The sequence below is a fragment of the Streptomyces sp. NPDC090077 genome, assembly GCF_044747545.1.
Classification (GTDB): domain Bacteria; phylum Actinomycetota; class Actinomycetes; order Streptomycetales; family Streptomycetaceae; genus Streptomyces.
This window is the reverse complement of record NZ_JBIVEG010000001.1, coordinates 762,865-779,206: the sequence shown is the minus strand read 5'-3', so window position 1 is coordinate 779,206 and position 16,342 is coordinate 762,865. Positions and strand designations below refer to the sequence as shown.

General features: G+C 73.7%; 13 protein-coding genes. 4 read left to right on the top strand and 9 right to left on the bottom strand.

Translation table 11 applies throughout. The features are described 5' to 3' along the window. Positions 1–61: 61 nt before the first annotated feature. The 4 genes from ACIPW5_RS03415 to ACIPW5_RS03400 all read right to left on the bottom strand — a co-directional run bounded on the left by ACIPW5_RS03415 (position 62) and on the right by ACIPW5_RS03400 (position 3,476). Entirely contained in the window at positions 62–1,453 is a 1,392-nt protein-coding gene (locus ACIPW5_RS03415) for a DUF1996 domain-containing protein (RefSeq protein WP_401239673.1), read from the bottom strand. A 4-nt stretch (positions 1,454–1,457) separates the two neighbouring features. Further along, positions 1,458–2,216, bottom strand: coding sequence for a DUF4142 domain-containing protein (locus ACIPW5_RS03410; protein ID WP_401239670.1), 759 nt, complete (start codon positions 2,214–2,216; stop codon positions 1,458–1,460). Positions 2,217–2,389: 173 nt separating this feature from the next. After that, complete coding sequence (locus ACIPW5_RS03405) at positions 2,390–3,013, bottom strand: hypothetical protein (RefSeq protein ID WP_401239668.1); 624 nt, start codon at positions 3,011–3,013, stop codon at positions 2,390–2,392. Positions 3,014–3,092: 79 nt separating this feature from the next. Next, entirely contained in the window at positions 3,093–3,476 is a 384-nt protein-coding gene (locus tag ACIPW5_RS03400; RefSeq protein WP_401239666.1) for a hypothetical protein, read from the bottom strand. A gap of 202 nt (positions 3,477–3,678) precedes the next feature. On the opposite strand from ACIPW5_RS03400, the gene ACIPW5_RS03395 reads away from it, so the two are divergent. Further along, a complete protein-coding gene (locus tag ACIPW5_RS03395) occupies positions 3,679–6,225 on the top strand; it encodes a DUF6185 family protein (protein ID WP_401239664.1) in 2,547 nt (848 codons plus the stop codon). Between the two features lie 3 nt (positions 6,226–6,228). On the opposite strand, the gene ACIPW5_RS03390 is transcribed toward ACIPW5_RS03395, so the two are convergent. Further along, positions 6,229–7,611 (bottom strand): hypothetical protein, encoded by a 1,383-nt coding sequence (locus ACIPW5_RS03390; protein ID WP_401239661.1) that lies wholly within the window; start codon positions 7,609–7,611, stop codon positions 6,229–6,231. A 12-nt stretch (positions 7,612–7,623) separates the two neighbouring features. After that, complete coding sequence (locus tag ACIPW5_RS03385; protein WP_401239658.1) at positions 7,624–10,494, bottom strand: peroxidase family protein; 2,871 nt, start codon at positions 10,492–10,494, stop codon at positions 7,624–7,626. A 217-nt stretch (positions 10,495–10,711) separates the two neighbouring features. Here ACIPW5_RS03385 and ACIPW5_RS03380 point away from each other — a divergent pair, with 217 nt between their 5' ends. After that, positions 10,712–11,875 carry a PP2C family protein-serine/threonine phosphatase gene (locus ACIPW5_RS03380; protein WP_401239655.1) on the top strand — a complete coding sequence of 388 codons (1,164 nt, stop codon included), beginning with the start codon at positions 10,712–10,714 and terminating at the stop codon, positions 11,873–11,875. A gap of 6 nt (positions 11,876–11,881) precedes the next feature. Here the strand turns inward: ACIPW5_RS03380 and ACIPW5_RS03375 are convergent, their stop codons facing one another. The 3 genes from ACIPW5_RS03375 to ACIPW5_RS03365 are packed head-to-tail and all read right to left on the bottom strand — an operon-like array spanning position 11,882 to position 13,798. After that, positions 11,882–12,160, bottom strand: a complete 279-nt coding sequence (locus tag ACIPW5_RS03375) for a hypothetical protein (protein ID WP_401239652.1) — start codon at positions 12,158–12,160, stop codon at positions 11,882–11,884. Beyond that, positions 12,157–13,428: a hypothetical protein gene (locus ACIPW5_RS03370; protein WP_401239649.1), complete on the bottom strand. Its 1,272-nt coding sequence runs from the start codon at positions 13,426–13,428 to the stop codon at positions 12,157–12,159. Before ACIPW5_RS03370 ends, ACIPW5_RS03375 begins: the two co-directional genes overlap by 4 nt. After that, positions 13,421–13,798 (bottom strand): PadR family transcriptional regulator, encoded by a 378-nt coding sequence (locus ACIPW5_RS03365; RefSeq protein WP_401239647.1) that lies wholly within the window; start codon positions 13,796–13,798, stop codon positions 13,421–13,423. The genes ACIPW5_RS03370 and ACIPW5_RS03365 overlap by 8 nt, the downstream gene beginning before the upstream one ends. 272 nt (positions 13,799–14,070) lie before the next feature. On the opposite strand from ACIPW5_RS03365, the gene ACIPW5_RS03360 reads away from it, so the two are divergent. Next, complete coding sequence (locus ACIPW5_RS03360; RefSeq protein ID WP_401239644.1) at positions 14,071–15,357, top strand: DUF2254 family protein; 1,287 nt, start codon at positions 14,071–14,073, stop codon at positions 15,355–15,357. A 150-nt stretch (positions 15,358–15,507) separates the two neighbouring features. Then, positions 15,508–16,341, top strand: coding sequence for a class II glutamine amidotransferase (locus ACIPW5_RS03355; protein ID WP_401239642.1), 834 nt, complete (start codon positions 15,508–15,510; stop codon positions 16,339–16,341). The last annotated feature ends 1 nt before the right edge of the window (position 16,342 follow it).

Below are 16,342 nucleotides of genomic sequence, written 5' to 3'. Positions count from 1 at the left end.
GGAGCCCGAAGGCTCCGGGCCACCGCCCCTTCCGCGTCCGCGTCCGCCGGACCGCGCCGGCTCAGCGGCAGGTGCGCCCGCTGTTGATGCAGCCCACGGCCCGGGACATCAGGTTGTTCGACATGACGTTGATGAAGTCCCCGTGGTCGGTCACCGGCTTGTGCAGCTGCTCCGGGAAGCTGTCCACGGCGATCCGCGCCCCGGGGGACACCCCGTACGTGATCCGCTGCACCAGCTGCGGGATGGCCGTGAAGCCCTTCTTGCAGCGGCCGTTCTTGTCCGCGAAGTCCACGTGGGTGCGGTGGTTGGCGCTGTCGGTGTTGCGGCCGTCCCAGCAGCTCTGGAAGGTGAAGGTGCGCACCACGTCGCTGCCCTTCGGGCAGACCGGGTACTTGTCCTTCAGCTGGCGGTCCTCGAAGCCGGTGCAGCTCCACGAGGCGTTGGCGTTGGCCGTGCCGTTGCTGAAGGCCTTGGCGTCGCCCGTGATGATCCTCAGGAACCGGGGCATCGCCTTGACCTGCCCCGCGGGGCTCCCCTTGAAGGTGATGCTCACCTGCTTGGCCCGCAGGATCGTGCCCACGTTGGCGTCCTGCCCGCCGCCCGGGGCCTTGGCGTCCTTCTCCGCCCGGCCGTCGCGCAGCCGCAGCACCGGCCAGTAGTACGTGGACTGGTCCCCGTTGCCGCAGGTGGTGCCCGAGGCGGCGAGGCTGTCGTTGGTGGAGAAGGCGTCCGTGGTCTTGTTGCCCACGTAGTCGTGCATGTGGTGCGCGCCGTTGGAGACGCCCGGCGCGACGATGACGTTGTCGGGGTTGAAGTGGCCGTTCTCGTTGCGGCCGCACTCGGAGGTGAAGGAGCCCCTGGAGGCGCCCCCCGAGGGCGCGGGGTTGCGTACGTTCGGCTTCACCTTGGTGATGTCGACGAAGTCGCTCTTGGCCGGTCCGCCCTTCTGCCCGAAGCTCCGGGCCCCGGCGTCCGCACCCGCGGCCGCGGCCACGCCGGAGTCGGGCGCCGCCTCGTCCTGCCCGGCCGGCGCCTCCTTCATCTCGCACCCGCTGAGCTTGTCCAGGCCCTCCGGGCGCCCGGAGGAGCGGCCTATCGCCTCGGACACCCGGCTGATGGTCGTCGCGCGCTGGTCACGGAGCCGGCCGAGGAGGGCGTCCTTCTGCGTCTTGCCCTGCACCTGCCCGGAGGCCAGCTGCCGGTAGGCGTCGGCCACCTGGACGTCCAGCTGCGCGAGGTTCTCGTCGACCTCGCCCCTGGCCTGGTCGGGTACGGAGGTGAGCCGGTCGCCCACGTCCGGGCAGTCGATGGTGGCCGTCACCTGCCCCGTACGGCCGTCCTGCCCGGCGCTCGCGTTGCCGGCGACGACGGCGACGCCGCCGCCTCCCAGCACCAGGGCGGAAACCACCGCGAGGAGCTTGAACCGGGGGCGCCTGTGGCCCTTGTGACTCATGCGATCACTTCACTTCGTTTCGTCGGTCGGACATCTGAGGGGGCGCGGCCCCCTGGTGGTGGACCGGGGTGGGGGAGGCGGGTGCCGGAGTCGCGTCGGAGACGGAGTCGAAGTCGACCAGCCCGCTCTCCTCCAGGACCGTGATGTGGTCCAGCACGGTGGCGTTGGCCGAGGTGGCGAGGGAGCGCACCATCGAGTTGCGGGTCTGCGCCCGGATCTGTGCCAGCAGGGCGAACACCTTGCCGTGCGCGCGCCGCAGCAGCTGGATGAACAGCCGCTCGTACTCGGCGTTGGAGGCGTTCGTCAGCTGGTTGAGCCAGTCCTGCTGCTGGGCGCTGGGCTGGTCGGGCAGGTCCATGCCGAGGGCCTGGCCGACCTGGAGCACCTGCCGGTCCAGCTCGGTGTGCCCCTCCACCAGGTGCATCCCGGCGGTGCGCACCGAGGGCCGGGTCCCGCGCTGCTGCGCCTGCCGCCCCGCGGGCAGCTCCCACAGCCCGGCCAGCCGCACCTTGCGCACGAAGTCCCGGTCGGCCGCGGACAGCGGACCGTACGCCGTGCTCATGGTGCCGCCGCCGTCGTCGTCGGTGCCCGGCTTCGCGGCCGTTCCCGCGGCGGCGGCCGAGGCCCGGTCGCCGAACTTCGACACGGGGATCAGCAGCGCGATGAGCGTGACGGCCAGCGCGGTGATGACCAGGGCGCTCCCGATGGTGTATCTCGTGGCCACCGACAGGCCGCCGGCGGATCGCCGTCGCAATGACAGCACAGTGCCTCCTCGCTCCGTGGGCAGGCAGGAGGAGCGGGGCGGCAGCGGCGGCAGGCGCCCTGCGGTGCGCACCCGAACTCCTGGGTGCCACGGGACGCTAGTGCCCCGTCCGGGGCCGCTGCGGAAGGACCATCACCATCGGATAAACATCCGGGCGATCCCTCGGAGGGCTGCTATCTTGCCGCGGGCTGCCGGTCGGGCGTGGTGTACGCGAAGTTGAGCGCGACCCGCCGCAGTCCGGGCCGGCGCAGCGCGGTCACCTGGTGGCCGGTGGTGTCGCTGCGCAGCAAGTAGGCGTCCCCCGGCCGGTGATGGGCCCGGCGGGCGACCTCGTCCGCCGACCGGGGATCCGTCCCCCGGGGCCCGTACTGGAGCAGACCGCCGTCCCGGGCCGAGCCGGGTGCCTCGGAGAAGACGACCAGGGCCAGCGGGTGGCCGTGGGTGTGCTCGCCGTGGGCGTCGTCGTGCCGGTGCAGGATGTCGATCACGTGCCGTTCCGGCGGATCGGCGACGGGCACGGCCTCCAGCGCGGAGACCGCGCGCACCAGCTCGATCAGGGACGGGTCGTGGTAGACGCGGGGGATCAGCTCCGATTCCTCGGCGATCAGCCGCCCGCCGAGCGTGGTCATGGGGCGGAGCGCCCCGCGGTCCTGGTGGGCCGCCATCGATTCGAGGCGCCGGATCTCGCGCCGCAGCGGCACGAGCCGGTCGGGCGGGACGAGTCCGGGAAGCGGTACGTAGCCCTCGGCGGCGAAGCGGTCGCGCAGGCCGCGGCGGTCGGCAGGCAGAAGCAGCACGAAACGGTACTACCCCGGGGCGCGGACCCGTAGACGGCCCGCCGGGCAAGGCCATCCGGTCGGCGGCACGGGGGACGGGTCAGTCGTGGCGGCCCTCGCACCCCGGGCACAGGTCGAGCGGGTCGCACAGCATGACCACCTGGTAGGGGCCGCCCTCCGGGCGCTCCGTGCCGTGGGGGGCGAACCTCCACTGGGAGGGCTTCACGTGCCGCGTCCCCTCCCGCTTCTCCACCCGGGCGTGCAGGGTGCGGGTCGCGGGGTCGTTCGTCTCCACCATGACCTCGTCCGGGGCGAGCGGGAAGTGGTCGTGGAGCAGGCACAGGCCGAAGCGGTCCAGGTTCCCGTGCCGGTCGAGCACCTCGACGAGGTCCCGTACGAACGCCGCGTCCGACGGGCCGAGGCCCACGGCCTCCTCGAAGCGGGGGAGGGGCTTGCCGGCGATGGCTTCCTTGGGGTGGGTCATGGCGCGTCCCGTGGATCGTGGGCAGTGGGCAGGAACCCCCCGGTCCCATCGTGGGCCGCCCACCCGCCCCGTGCAATCCGGTCGGCCGCGGCCGGGCGGGTGAGGACCGGGCTCGCGGCCGCGTGGCCGGGTGCGGCTCGGCGCGCCGCGTGTTAGAGGGTCTCCGTACGGGTGCCGGAGGAGACGACGCGAACGGGGCACGATGGTGCGGACCCGGTGGTGGAGCCTGATCCTGTTGCTGACCGCGGCCATGGCGGCATGGGGTGGGGTGCAGCGGGCGCACGCCGTCGACGTCTGCGAGGCGGGGAAGCTGAAGGCGCGCAACGTGAGTGCCAGGCTCGACTTCGACTACCACGACCGCAGCTACGCCCAGGTGATCTCGACCCTCACCGTCAGCGTCTCGGCGAAGGAATGGGACCGCGCCACGGACCTGGCGCTCAGCGAGAAGTCGGCTCCGTACCAGAGGGCGATGCGCTGCCTGCTGCGGGGGCGGGAGGCGGTCCCGCGCAGTCGCGAGTGGCGCTTCCACGACCCGCAGGTGAGCGTCAGGGGCGACCTGGTCACCGTGAACTACGAGGCCACCGCGTGGATCGAGCAGAACAGGCCGTTCCTGCTCGGCCCGTGGCGGATCGAGGTCGACGAGGAGGGGGACGACTGGCGGGTCTTCCTCCGGCCGCCGAACACGCTGAAGAACGCCGCGTGGGGCCAGGTCGAGGTCCGGCTCGACGGGCTCGAAGCCACCAACGTCTTTCCCCCGCCCTCCTCCGCCGACCCGGAGCGCCTGGTGTGGTCCGAGCCGGAACCCTTCGACGTGCGGGTGGAGGTGGATCCCCCCTGGCAGCGCTCCTTCAACGTCGGGGAGCAGTGGTGGAGCCTGGGCTGGGTGGGCGTGGCCACCTGGTGGATGTTCACCTCGCTGCTGAGCGCGGCAGCCGTTCTGTACGCGTCACGGCAGCAGCCCGGCGCATCCGTTCCGGCCGGCGCGTCCGGCACCCCGGGACCGGCCGGCTTCGCGAGGCTGGTCCTGCTGTGGGCCGTTCTCAGCATGGTGGTGGCGGCCGTCCTGCGCGCGCTGATCGTGGACCGGCCCCCGTCCGAGGGGCCGACCTGGCGCCACCTCGTCGCCATCGCCCTGGCGCTGGCCCTGGTGCTGGCCGCCCGCCCGTGGTGCCGTACCGGCTCCTCGCCCCGCCCGACCCCGGAGGGAGCAGCGGCCGCCGCCGGCACGGAGGACGCCCCGCGACGCCGGGCCCGGGCGGTGGTCCTGATCGCCTCGGCCGTGGCGCTGGCCGGCCTGCTGTCGGTCGTGGCACTGCCGGGCCTCGTCGGGCTGACGCTGCTGGCGCTGGGAACGCTGTGGCTGTGGCTCGCCGCGATGGTGGCATGGGCGTGGCGCTTCGCACGGGAGGGGGCGATCGTCCGGCGTTCCTGGAACGACGCGTGGGAGACGGCGCCGGTCCGTTCCACCCTGGTCGTGACGGCCCTGCTGGCGTTGGCCGCGGCGGCGCTCCTCACCTCCTTCTGGTGGACGCACGCGCGTTGGTGGAGCCGCGCCTACTGGCTCATCGACGGGTCCGAAACCGGCCGTGACCGGGAATGGACCAAGTTCCTCGTCCAGTTCCCCTACTCCGGCCTCACCTGGGTCTACGCCTACGCGTGGATGCTGACGGGCCTCGCCCTCGTCGCGCTGCTGCAGATCCGCGTCCGGGACCGGCAGGGCCGGCCCGAGGAGGGTGACAAGGGACCGCCCCTGGGGCCGGTCAAGGCCGATCTCCTGCTGACCGTGGCGGTCTTCGCCCTTTCCGTGGGGTTCCGGCAGGTCGAGTTCGCGGGCTCCAACCTGCTGTTCGGCGCCTGGCTCCTGCTGATGATCGCCTCGCTGTACGCCGTGGTGACGGTCGGCCGGCGGTTCTCCGTACTGGGCCGCACCGAAGGAAGGTTCCGCGTGCGGAGGCTGGGGACCGAGCGGCGCCGTCGCGTACTGCTGCACAAGGCCCACGAGTTCCGCAACCTGCACCACAAGCTGTACGCGCTGGACCGCGGGCGGGGGGAGGGAGACCTCTCGCGCGAGGAGCTGGAGGAGCGGCTGGACGGCCTGCACCACTGGCTGTTCGACGGCCGGGGCGAGGGCCCTCCGCCCGCCCAGATCTCCGTGCTGGACGTCGCCCTCAGCTGGGGACCCGGCGAGGACTGGTGGGACAACGCCAAGCGTGCCGCGCGCCTGGCGTTCGGCTTCGGATTCCCGGCCAGCGTCGCCCTCGTCTGGCTGAGCTACCTCAAGGACGACCGCACCCAGATGGCGACCTTCCAGAGCCTCTCGGGGTTGCCGGAGATCGCGGCCAAGTGCCTCGCGTGGCAGGTGGCGTGGGCCGGCGGGGGCCTGGTCCTCGGGGCGCTGTGGCGGGTGCTGCCCGGGCGGCGGAGTCCCGTGCGCGCACTGAGCCTGACCGCCGCCTACGCCATCCCCGTCTGCGTGGGCGCCCTGGTCACCCAGATCACCGACACCGAGCTCGGGTACGTCTTCCTGCACGTCGCGCTCATGCTCCTGGTCCTGACCCTCACCAGCATCTGGATGGACATGGCCACGTTCACCGAGGAGCGGAGGTTCTGGCCCAGCCGGGTCGGCCTGCTCCTGTCCGTCTACCAGCTGCGCGGCCTGTCCACGCAGGTCGCCTACCTGGCCGCCCAGCTGGCGATCGTCGTGGGCGTGTGGCGCAGCCTGGCGGGCAGCGACTCCCGGCCGAAGTAGGCCCTACGCGTCCCAGTGCGCGGCGTGCCGGCGGTGTGCTTCGGTCAGGCCGCTGCGGAAGAACCGTTCGTAGTACTCGGACTCGACGTGGTGCGCCTGCAGCCAGACACCGGGCACGTGGATGGCGTCGGTGTGCGCGGGGAAGCGGCCGTGGGTCTCGTGGACGTACACGCAGACGTCCCGTGCGCAGTCGACGACCTGCCGGCCGTACTCGCTCGCCTCGGTGAGGTAGCGCTGCGCGTAGTCCTCCTTGTAGACCCGGGCGAAGAGCTCCTTGTCCGCGTAGACGCCGTCCTTGCCGAACTTGGACCGGACGACCGAGTCGACGGCTTCCGCCATCGACGGGTAGTGCGGCGGGCAGGCGGCCTTGATGAGGTGTTCGCCGCCGGCCCGCAGCCCCACCGGGTGGGCGCGCAGGGACGCGTACTTCGGCAGCGGTACCTGCCAGCGCAGGGCGTCGAGGGGGCGGAACCGGGGGGTGACGAAGTCGAAGCCCAGCATCCGCCCGTAGGTGCGGGAGAACCTGGGGTCGCCGAGCATGATCTGCGGGCTGATCGCGGCGTGGATCCAGGCGCCGAGCCCCATCGCGTCGGCGACCAGCATCATGTTCTGCAGCAGCAGATCGGCCTCGATCTGGGTGCGCATCGGCCCCAGGGCGCCGAGCGGCATCTTGATGCCCGGGTTGAGGAACCCGCTGCGGACCCACCGGCGGACCCCGGCCGGGCGGTAGAAGTTCCGGTCGTCGACGAGGGTGGGGCGGGCTCCGTCGGGCTGGGTGAGCAGGTACATCAGGGCGTTGACGTACTGGTGGGAGAGGTCTACCACGGGCAGGAACAGGGTGCTCCCCGGCAGGTTGGACAGGAACCGGTTGGAGTCGAGGTAGGCGGGGAAGTCGCGCATCCCCTCGGCGACGTCCAGCCGGTGGTCCAGCACCCGCACCTTCGCCTGCCGGGCCCGCTCGACCAGGGTGTCCGGGTCGAAGGCGGCCCCCGGGGCGGGCGGGAGTTTGCGCAGGTAGTACGTGCCGGTGTCGTTGATCATGAAGAAGTGGGTGGCCTGCGCGTTGTCGGGACTGCCGGCGGTCCGCCCGGTCATGTTCAGGTTCGGCTTCGCCATGATCGGCTTGTGGTCGCGCGGGTCCTCGAAGGGGCGGTCGGGCATGGTGAGCCCCGAGGAGCCGGTGAGGGCGATCAGCACCGCCTCCTCCAGCTCGCCCAGCGGCTGCGGCCGGTGCGGGGAGCGGTAGCTCATCGACCCGGCGGGCACCGAGGCGCCCCGGCCGACCCGGTGGGTGCGCCGGCCGAACACGGTCTCCAGCAGCGGCCGGGCGAGCAGCTCCTCCAGGCCGGGGTGGCGGCGGCCGCCGCCTCCTTCGGGTGCGGACACGGCCCCTCCCGTTCAGTCGCGGCCGTCGCGGCCGGCGTGGCCGCGGACCGGCTGGACCGGACGCCAGGGCGCGAAGGCGCTCGCCCCGCGCGGCAGGACGCCCGCCAGCTCGGGGCAGTGCCGCAGGACGACGCTCGTCATGCCGTTGCGGGCGATCCAGTCCATGCCGAGGGGCGTGTAGATCTCGGGCCGGAAGTCGACGGTGAGGAAGCGGTCGCTCTGCAGCCGCCGGCTCGCCATCAGGATGAAGACGCGGAAGGCCGTGTCGCTGAAGCCGAACCCAGCGGGCGGGTTCTCGGCGAACAGCCCCACCACCGTGTCCACGTCGTCCACCGAGCGGTAGACCTCCCGCAGCCGCGCGACCGTCTCCGGATCCCCGGAGAGGTCCTCGAACCGCCGGATCCGCGGCTTGTGCAGCCCGGCCCGGAAGTCGTTGTAGCGGGGGACCCCGCGGCGCCGGGTGCGCACCAGGTCGACCACGGACAGGTCGATCACCTCCCCGTCGCGCCGGAACGCCTGGAGCGCGCGCGGGAAGTTGTGCAGGGTGATCGCCCCCGGATGGGCGATGCCCAGCGAGTAGAGGGAGTCCACCAGGCCGGTCCGGCGGATGAGCGGCTCCGCCGCGGCGCCCTGGAGGGCGTCGAAGCCGAGGGTGTCGAGCCTGCGGCCGGAGCGGTGGTCGGCGAACGCGTAGTCGTCGGGGATCAGCGGGTGCATCCGGTAGACGGTGACGAACTCCTCGGTGAGGGCGTACGGGGCCCCGTGGTGCTCGGGCAGGGTCCTGGGGATGCCGTCCTTGCCGTTCGCCTCCAGCAGCCAGACGCCCAGCTGCTCGAGCCACTTCTTCGGCGGACCCTCCCAGTTGGTCCGCATCCCGATGTCGAGCGTCCTGGTGGCGAGGATCGCCGGAGTCCACTCCACCGTGTGGATCTTGGCGATGAGGGCGGAGACGACCAGGCGCGCCGTGTGGTAGATCCGGTCCTCGTCCAGGTGCGGGTACTCGCCGCGCAGGGCCTCGCACACGGCGTTGTGCTCGCGGGCGAAGAGGGTGTGCACGGCGCTCAGGCCGAGCCACCAGTTGTCGGCGAACCCGGTGACCGGGAGGCCGTCCGCGCCCATCGGCAGGTGCCCGCCCTCCAGCCGCAGCGCGGCACCGCCGCCGGGCTCGCGCAGGGAGGTCGCGACGGCCCGGTCCCCGCCGTACACCTCCGATCCGTCCCACCAGTGCGAGACGCCCCCGGCGAACCGGATCGGCGGCCGTCCGCTCCCGGCCCCGTCCAGCGGCTCGTCGTCGCCGAAGCGCATCACCTTCTCGCGCGGGCCGCCCGGGGTGTTCTGCCAGTCCGTGCCGGGCGGCAGCGGCACCTCCACGCTCCGGGTGCCCGCCGGGAAGCGCTTGTGGTTGACCCAGTCGTGCACCTGGAACTGGATCCAGGCCGCGGCGATCACGTTCAGCGAGGTCGCCGGGATGAAGGCCTCGCGCCGCAGCAGCTCCCTGCTGACGACGACCGGGTTCGGGGTGTCGAACCGGTCCGGCCGGTAGTCCGGCGGCATGGAACGCCCGAACGCCGCGCCGACGGCCCCCATCCGCGGCGCGGACAGGTCGTTGTGGCTGCCGTCGTAGCTCCGCCTGACCAGCAGCTCCTCGTCCACGGGCGGCTCCACCGGACCCGCCTTGGGCGGGGCCTCGTACACCTCGGTGTCGATCAGGTTGTGCCGGCGCAGCGTCTGGCGGAACGCCATCAGGTTCAGCAGCGCCACCGGGGTGGGCAGCCGGTGCCACGGCACGACCCGGTTCACCGAGCGGAACACGGCCCGCAGCGGGGTCCCGAGCAGGGCGTTGCGGCGCGGCTCCACGGTCACGAAGCGGCGGCCCAGGCGGTGCGCGCTGCTCGCCTCGTAGGCGAGCTTGCGGGCCCGGTTGAGGTTCCCCAGCGGGCGGAAGCCCTCCGCGGTGTGCCACGGGTTGAAGGCCAGCAGCTCGACCCGCGCCCCGGCGGCGCGGGCCTGTGCCGTGTGCACGTCCTGGCGCGGGACGGTCAGCGTGGCCACGGGCACCACGGGCGCGTCCTGCTCCCGCCACTCGGCCGCGCCGTCCTCGATCGGGGTGCGGCGCGGGTCCGCGTAGCGCTGCACGCACAGCTCGAAGACGACGTCCCCGGCCGCCAGCCTCCCCGCGAGCTCGCCCCGCAGCCCGTCGGGCCCGGCCGGCGGGCCCGCCGGGGCCGCCGCGGCGCCCGGAGCGGGCCGCAGCTGGTAGCGCACCGGCCCCGCGCCGCCCCACAGGATCGCGCCCCGGCTCCAGTACGTCTCCAGGGCCAGGCTGGACACGGTGCGCCGGGTCCCCGCAATCACGTTGCGGCGCATCCGGCCCGCCGTGGACCAGCCCACCGCCAGCGGCAGCCTGACGAACAGCGCGAAGCCCCGGGCGGGCCGCGACTCGGCGCCCGCCATGACCTTGGCGAAGGCCACGAACTCGCGGGCGTCGCGGGCGTGGGAGACCGGGTGGCTGGTCATCAGCAGGTCGTGGGTCTCCCCGGGCCCCACCTCGACGCGCAGCGCCGCCCCGCGCAGGTCGGGTGCGGAGTCGGGCCGCCGGACCCCGCCGGCGTTGGAGAGCCGTACCGTCACCGGGTACTCGGCGCCGGGCCGGGCGAACCCGGTCCGCAGCGGCTCCGGCAGGTCGTCGCGGAAGCGCAGGCGCGCGTTCTCCACCCCGAGGACCGCCTTCGCGTGGAAGGTCCGCTCCGGGGCGGCGGCGCCGCTGCGCCGCTGCGCCTTGAGCTGCACGCGCAGGAGCTCCCCCGCCAGCCGCTCGAAGGCCAGCCGCTCGGTCTCCGGGCTGCCGCCGACGTATCGCTCGTACCGCTCGGCCTCGTCCATGCGTGCCTCTTCGCGAAGGGGGTTCCGGGGGCTTGGGTGCACTCCCCACGACGTTTCCCCACCGGCGCGGCGGTGTCGTGCGGAGCGGGGCAGACGGGTTCCCGGAATGCCCCCTTCGGGTGGCCGCGCCCCCGGCCGCGCCCCGGCCGTCCCCGGCTGTCGGCGCACCGGGCGCACGGAGTGGCGTCCGCGCGTCCGGGAGGGGCAGGCTGTACTCATGAGAGCGCCCCTGCGCTCGCCCCCGGGACCGGGAGCCGGCGGTCACCACCAGGTCCTCTTCGCCCTCGCCGAGTGCGTGCCCTTCGCGCTCGCCCTGCTGGTGCTCCTGATCGAGCTCACGCCCGCGCACGTCGTCTACACCGGGCCCCTGCTGGTCGCGACGCCCGCCCTGGCGGCGGTGACGACGGGCCCCCGGGGCACGCTCGCGGCGGCGGGACTGGCCGTCGTCGTCAGCATCATCACCGCGACCCACAACCACGCCTGGGGTGGGCAGCAGGTCTACACCAATCTCTTCGCCCTGTGCCTGGTCACGGCGGCGAGCTTCACGACGAGCCGTGCCGCGCGCACGCGCCGGGAGGGCCAGCTCAACCAGGTGCGCCGGATCGCGGCGGCCGCCCAGGAAGTGCTGCTGCGGCCGGTACCGGACCGGCTGGGCCCCGTACGGGCCGCCAGCCTGTACCTGGCGGCCGAGGCGGGCGCGCAGATCGGCGGCGACCTCTACGACGCCGTCCAGACCCGGTACGGGGTCCGGTTGATCGTCGGGGACGTCCGGGGCAAGGGGCTGCCCGCGGTCCGGGCCGCGGCGGTCGTGCTGGGCGCCTTCAGGGAGTCCGTGCACTACGAGGACGACCTGGTGGAGGTCGTCGCCCACTGCGCGGCGGCCCTGCGGCGGGACGCCGCCCTCGCGAGCGCGAGCGCGAACGCGCGGACGGACCCGCCGGACGGCGCGGACGCCCTGTTGGAGGGCTTCGTCACCGTGCTCGTCGCCCAGATCCCCGACGGCCCCCGCATCGAGGTCGTCAACCGCGGACACCCCCCGCCGCTGCTCCTCCACGGGCGCGCGGTCCGGCCGCTGACACCGGCCACCCCCTTGCCGCCGCTCGGCCTGGAGGAGTTCATCAGCGGCCCCGTCCGGACGGAGAGCCACCCCTTCGCCCCGGGCGACCGCCTCCTGCTGCACACCGACGGCGTCATCGAGGCCCGCGACCGCGACGGCGCCTTCTTCGACCTGGCCGGCCTCATGCCGGCCCTGCGCCGCCACCCCCGCCCCGCCTTCCTGGACGCCGTGCGCCAGGCCCTCCTGCGGCACACGCAGACCCGCCGCCTGTCGGACGACGTGGCCCTCATCGTCGTGGACCGCCACGAGGGGGAGGGGCGGTGAGCGCCCTCAGCGGCCGATCAGCTTGTGCAGGCCCAGGACCGCAGCCCCGAAGCCGGTCAGAGCGGCGAGCAGGGCCCCGGCGGAACTGCCCGTGGACAGGGCGGTGAGGGCGCCGACGACCGTGCCGACGAAGGCGGCCGTCAGTAGCACCAGTGCGGTGCGCAGGCTCACCAGGGGCTCCGCGTCGGGCGACGGGGGCGGTGCGGGTGCGGGTGGCGGCGGTACGGGCGGGGGCTGCGGGACCGGCTCGGGGCAGGGGGGCGAGGGCGGGGGCGGGGTGGTCATGCGGACTCCTTGTCGCGGCCGCTGCGGACGGTGTAGGCGTATCGGGGCATGGCGAAGAGCTGGTCGACGGTCCATCTCCACTTCTCACGGCGTCCCGGGAGGTCGGACAGGATGGCGCTCTGCTCGTCCAGCCACTCGGCCCGCTCCTCCGCGGGAAGCAGCCGGGCTCCGAACCGGAGCACCCGCCCGCCCGGCTCGCCCCGGTCGTCCCCCCGTCCCGCGATGCCCGACGGGACCATGTCCTCCTGGGGTGCGTCGGCGGCCGGCTGGTCACCGGTGCCGCCTTCGCCGCCCGGGTTCGGCTCGGCGGTATTGCCGGCATCGCCGGACTGGACGAGGGAGCGGAAGTGGTGCTCTCTCCGGGCCAGTTCCTGGGTGAGGGCGATGGTGTCAAGGAGCATGATCCCCTGCCGGACCACCAAGGCCACGACGACGGCACATCCGGCGAGGAGGACCGCGCGGTTGACGCTGCCGCCGTCGAGGGCGTCCCAGAGGATCCCGAGGGCGCAGGCTGCCGCGGCGAGGTACGGCGAGAGCGCGGTCAGTGCGGTCCCGACCGGGTGGGTGCCCGTCCGGACGCCGGGCGGCGGGGGCGGAGCCCCGGCCGTGTCCGCCCGCCGGGAGTCCCGGAGCGCGTGGGCGAAGAGGAGCGGGCCGCCGAACCAGATGGTGTCCTGCAGGGGCGTCAGGGCGAGCACGTCGCCCGTCCCGATCACCGCCAGGGCGGCGGCCGCCGCGCCGACGGCCGGGCGCCCGGCCCCGGAACGGCGGAAGTGCAGGACGAGCGCCATCGACACGAGGACGATGTCCAGCAGCGCCCGGGCCGGGGCGAGCGCGGTGTGCTGGACGGCCTCGGCCGGGGCCAGGCTCCGGTACAGCGTGAACAGGGAGCCGCCGACCAGCCACGCGTCGAGCACCGCGCAGACCCAGCCGGCCTTGGTCACGGCCCGTTTGGCGAGGAGCAGGAGCCCCGCGGCGGCGGGCGGTGCGAAGCAGAGGGAGAGCGGCGCGGCCACGTGGCCGAGGGCCGCCGCCGTGAACGACAGGGCGAACAGCAGCCAGGCGGCCCGGTCCCGACCGTCGCGGCGCCGCCCCTGGCGGAGGCAGGCCACGGCGGCGGCCGCTGCGGTCGCGCCCAGCGTGAAATCGCCCATGACGAGCGAGAGCTGCCGGGAGCCTCCCCACTCCAGGGCGGATCCCGTCACGTAGCCGACACAGGCCGCTCCGAGGAGGAGCGGTGTCACCCGCCCCGCGATGCGGTCACTCACCGGCACCACCGGCCAGACCGGGGCGGGCGAGGCCCGGCCGTGACGCCCGTGACGCCGCGGCGCTCGCCTCGGCGAGCGCCTGCGGGGCGAGGACGGCGCCCTTGGGGCTGATGCGGTAGAAACGGCGGCGGGGACGGCCCTCGGCCTCCGCTATGGCGTCCTCTTCCCAGTACCGCTCCACCCAGCCCGCCTGGCGCAGCCGTTCGAGGATGGGGAACAGCGTGCCGTTGGGGAGCCCGGTGCGCCGGACGAGGTCCAGCCCGTACAGCCCCTCGGTGAGCACCACGGAGCGCTGCCCGATGTCGATGCCCTGGCCGAGGAGGGTGCGCAGCAGGGTCTGGGTGTGCGGCGTCAGATTCACGTCCGGCATGGCGGCAATCTACTTAGGTAGAAGGGGGCCGTCTACCTAAGTAGAAGCATCCGGACCTCTGAACTGACGTACGGAGAAAGGGAGTTCGCTTGCATCGACCTTGCGTTCGATCGGGCTGCACGGATCCACCGTCACGACGGCCGCGCCAGGTGATCCTCCGGCCTCCGCTGCCGGCACCCCGCGCCGGCGGCAGCGGGTGCCCCGGCCGGACGAGCGGAACGGTGGCGGCGCGTGTCCAATGGCCGGGAGGACACGACCCGGGAGGAGGCCGGATGCCGGGCTCTGCCGGAGGCCCCGCAGGCCGCGCCGCACGGGAGCGGCGCCGGCCGGGCGCGCCGTTCCACCGGCCCGCGCACACCGCGCGCAGGGAGCTGACCCAGTTGGTCTACGCGGTCGCCGGGCTGGTCCTCGGCCTGCTGGCCCCCCTGGTCGACCTGGGCGCCCCGGTGGCCGCCGGACGGGTGGTCAGCATGCTGTTCACCCTGGGCTTCGGCGTCGTCAGCCTGGTCAGCATCATCTACTCGATGCTGTTCCTGGTCGTCCAGTTCTCCGCGAGCACGTTCACCCCCCGCCTCGGCCTGTTCCGCGACGAGCCGATCGTCTGGCGGGCGTTCGCCTTCACCGTGGGCGTGTTCGTCTTCTGCATCACCTCGGGCCTGGCGATCGGCACCCGGGAGAGCGTCTCCGCCTTCCTCCCCTGTGCCGCCATGATTCTCACGCTGGTCGCGCTCGGCCTGATGCGGACGCTGCAGACGAAGGCCTTCCACTCGATCCAGCTCGGCCACGCGCTGACCGCCGTCACCGACCGCGCGCACCGCCTGTACGACGGCCTGTACGACCGCCCGTACCCGCGCCCGCACACCCCGGACGCGCCGGACGCGGCGGACGCGGCGGCCGGCCCGCCGTCCGGGGCCGGCGGCGTGGGCGCGGCCGTCCGCTGGGCCGGACCGTCGACCGTGCTCCGGGCGATCGACGTACCGGCCCTGGTGGACCTCGCGCGGGAACGCGACTGCACGATCGCCTTCCGGGTCGCACCCGGCGCGACCCTGTCGGGCGGGACGGTGTTCGCCGAGGTGACCGCGGGCGGTCCGGACGGGGCCGAGGTGCTGGCGGCCCTGTCGACGGGGGTCGAACGGACCTTCGGCCAGGACCCCGAACTGCCGTTGAGGCTCCTCGCCGACATCGCGCTGCGCGCCCTGTCCCCGGCGGTGAACGATCCGGCCACGGCCGTGGAGGCCCTGGACCGCATCGAGGACCTGCTGACCCGCCTCGCCGACCGCGACCTGGACATCGGCCGGTTCCACGACCCCGGGGGAAGGCTGCGGGTGAGCATCCCGGTACCCGACTGGGAGCGGTACGTCCGGATCGCCGTCGACGACGTGGCCATCGCCGCCACCGGATCCCCGATGGCCCTGCGCAGGATGCGCGACATGCTGCGGAACCTGGCGGAGCGGACCCACGAGCACCGCCGGCCCGTGGTGGACGACCGGCTCCGGTGGGTCGAGCGGACGGGCGCCGGGGCGTACCCGCTCATCTGGACGGCCTCCGGAGCCGGATAGCGCGGGCCGGACGCCCGGGACCGGCCCGCGGCGGTGGTCCCGCCCCGTGTGGCGTGCCCCGGAGCGCGAGCCGAGAATGAGACTGCCGGGCCGGGTCCGCCGGCCCGCACTCGTGCTGCAAGGACGCTGCAAGGACCCAGGTGATCGCACATGTGCCGATGGCTCGCCTACTCGGGAACACCCGTGCTGCTCGACACCATCCTCTACAAGCCCGCCCACTCGCTGATCGACCAGAGCCTGCACTCCAAGCTCGGCGTCGAGACGACGAACGGCGACGGGTTCGGCGTCGGCTGGTACTCGCCGGACGACCCCTCGCCGGCGCTGCTCAGGGACGTCGGACCGGCCTGGAACAACCGCAACCTGCGGGAGATGGCCTCCCACGTCCGCGCCCCCCTGTTCTTCGCCCACATCCGCGCGTCGACCGGCACGGCGGTGCAGCAGTCGAACTGCCATCCGTTCCGGCACGGCCGCTGGATGTTCATGCACAACGGGGCGATCTCCGGCTTCCACCTGATGCGCCGGGACCTCACCCTCCTCGTCGACCCCGCGCTGTACGCCGGCATCGAGGGGACGACCGACTCGGAGGTGATGTTCCACCTGGCCCTCACCTTCGGCCTGGACCAGGACCCGCCGGCCGCGGTGGCCCGGATGGCGGGGACGGTGGAACGCGTCGGGCGCGACCACGGAGTGGAGTTCCCGCTCCAGATGACGCTCGCCATCACCGACGGCACCAGCCTCTGGGCCTTCCGCTACTCCAGTGCCCACGCGTCCCGGTCGCTGTTCTACAGCAGCCGGGTGGACGCGCTGCGCAGGCTCCACCCCGACGTCGCGTTCCTCCAGGAGGTCTCCGACGAGACCCGCATGGTCGTGTCCGAGCCCCTCGGTGACCTGCCCGGCGCGTGGCACGAGGTACCGGAGAGCACCTACGGCGTCGTCCAGCCGGGTGCCGACGCGCTGTACCCCTTCGCCCCGGCCCCCGTGTGAC

Coding starts and splice junctions, on each gene's coding strand:
- ACIPW5_RS03400 (WP_401239666.1), bottom strand. CDS start 3,476: ATGACCCACCCCAAGGAAGCCATCGCCGGCAAGCCCCTCCCCCGCTTC.
- ACIPW5_RS03355 (WP_401239642.1), top strand. CDS start 15,508: ATGTGCCGATGGCTCGCCTACTCGGGAACACCCGTGCTGCTCGACACC.
- ACIPW5_RS03395 (WP_401239664.1), top strand. CDS start 3,679: ATGGTGCGGACCCGGTGGTGGAGCCTGATCCTGTTGCTGACCGCGGCC.
- ACIPW5_RS03380 (WP_401239655.1), top strand. CDS start 10,712: ATGAGAGCGCCCCTGCGCTCGCCCCCGGGACCGGGAGCCGGCGGTCAC.
- ACIPW5_RS03375 (WP_401239652.1), bottom strand. CDS start 12,160: ATGACCACCCCGCCCCCGCCCTCGCCCCCCTGCCCCGAGCCGGTCCCG.
- ACIPW5_RS03385 (WP_401239658.1), bottom strand. CDS start 10,494: ATGGACGAGGCCGAGCGGTACGAGCGATACGTCGGCGGCAGCCCGGAG.
- ACIPW5_RS03365 (WP_401239647.1), bottom strand. CDS start 13,798: ATGCCGGACGTGAATCTGACGCCGCACACCCAGACCCTGCTGCGCACC.
- ACIPW5_RS03360 (WP_401239644.1), top strand. CDS start 14,071: ATGCCGGGCTCTGCCGGAGGCCCCGCAGGCCGCGCCGCACGGGAGCGG.
- ACIPW5_RS03415 (WP_401239673.1), bottom strand. CDS start 1,453: ATGAGTCACAAGGGCCACAGGCGCCCCCGGTTCAAGCTCCTCGCGGTG.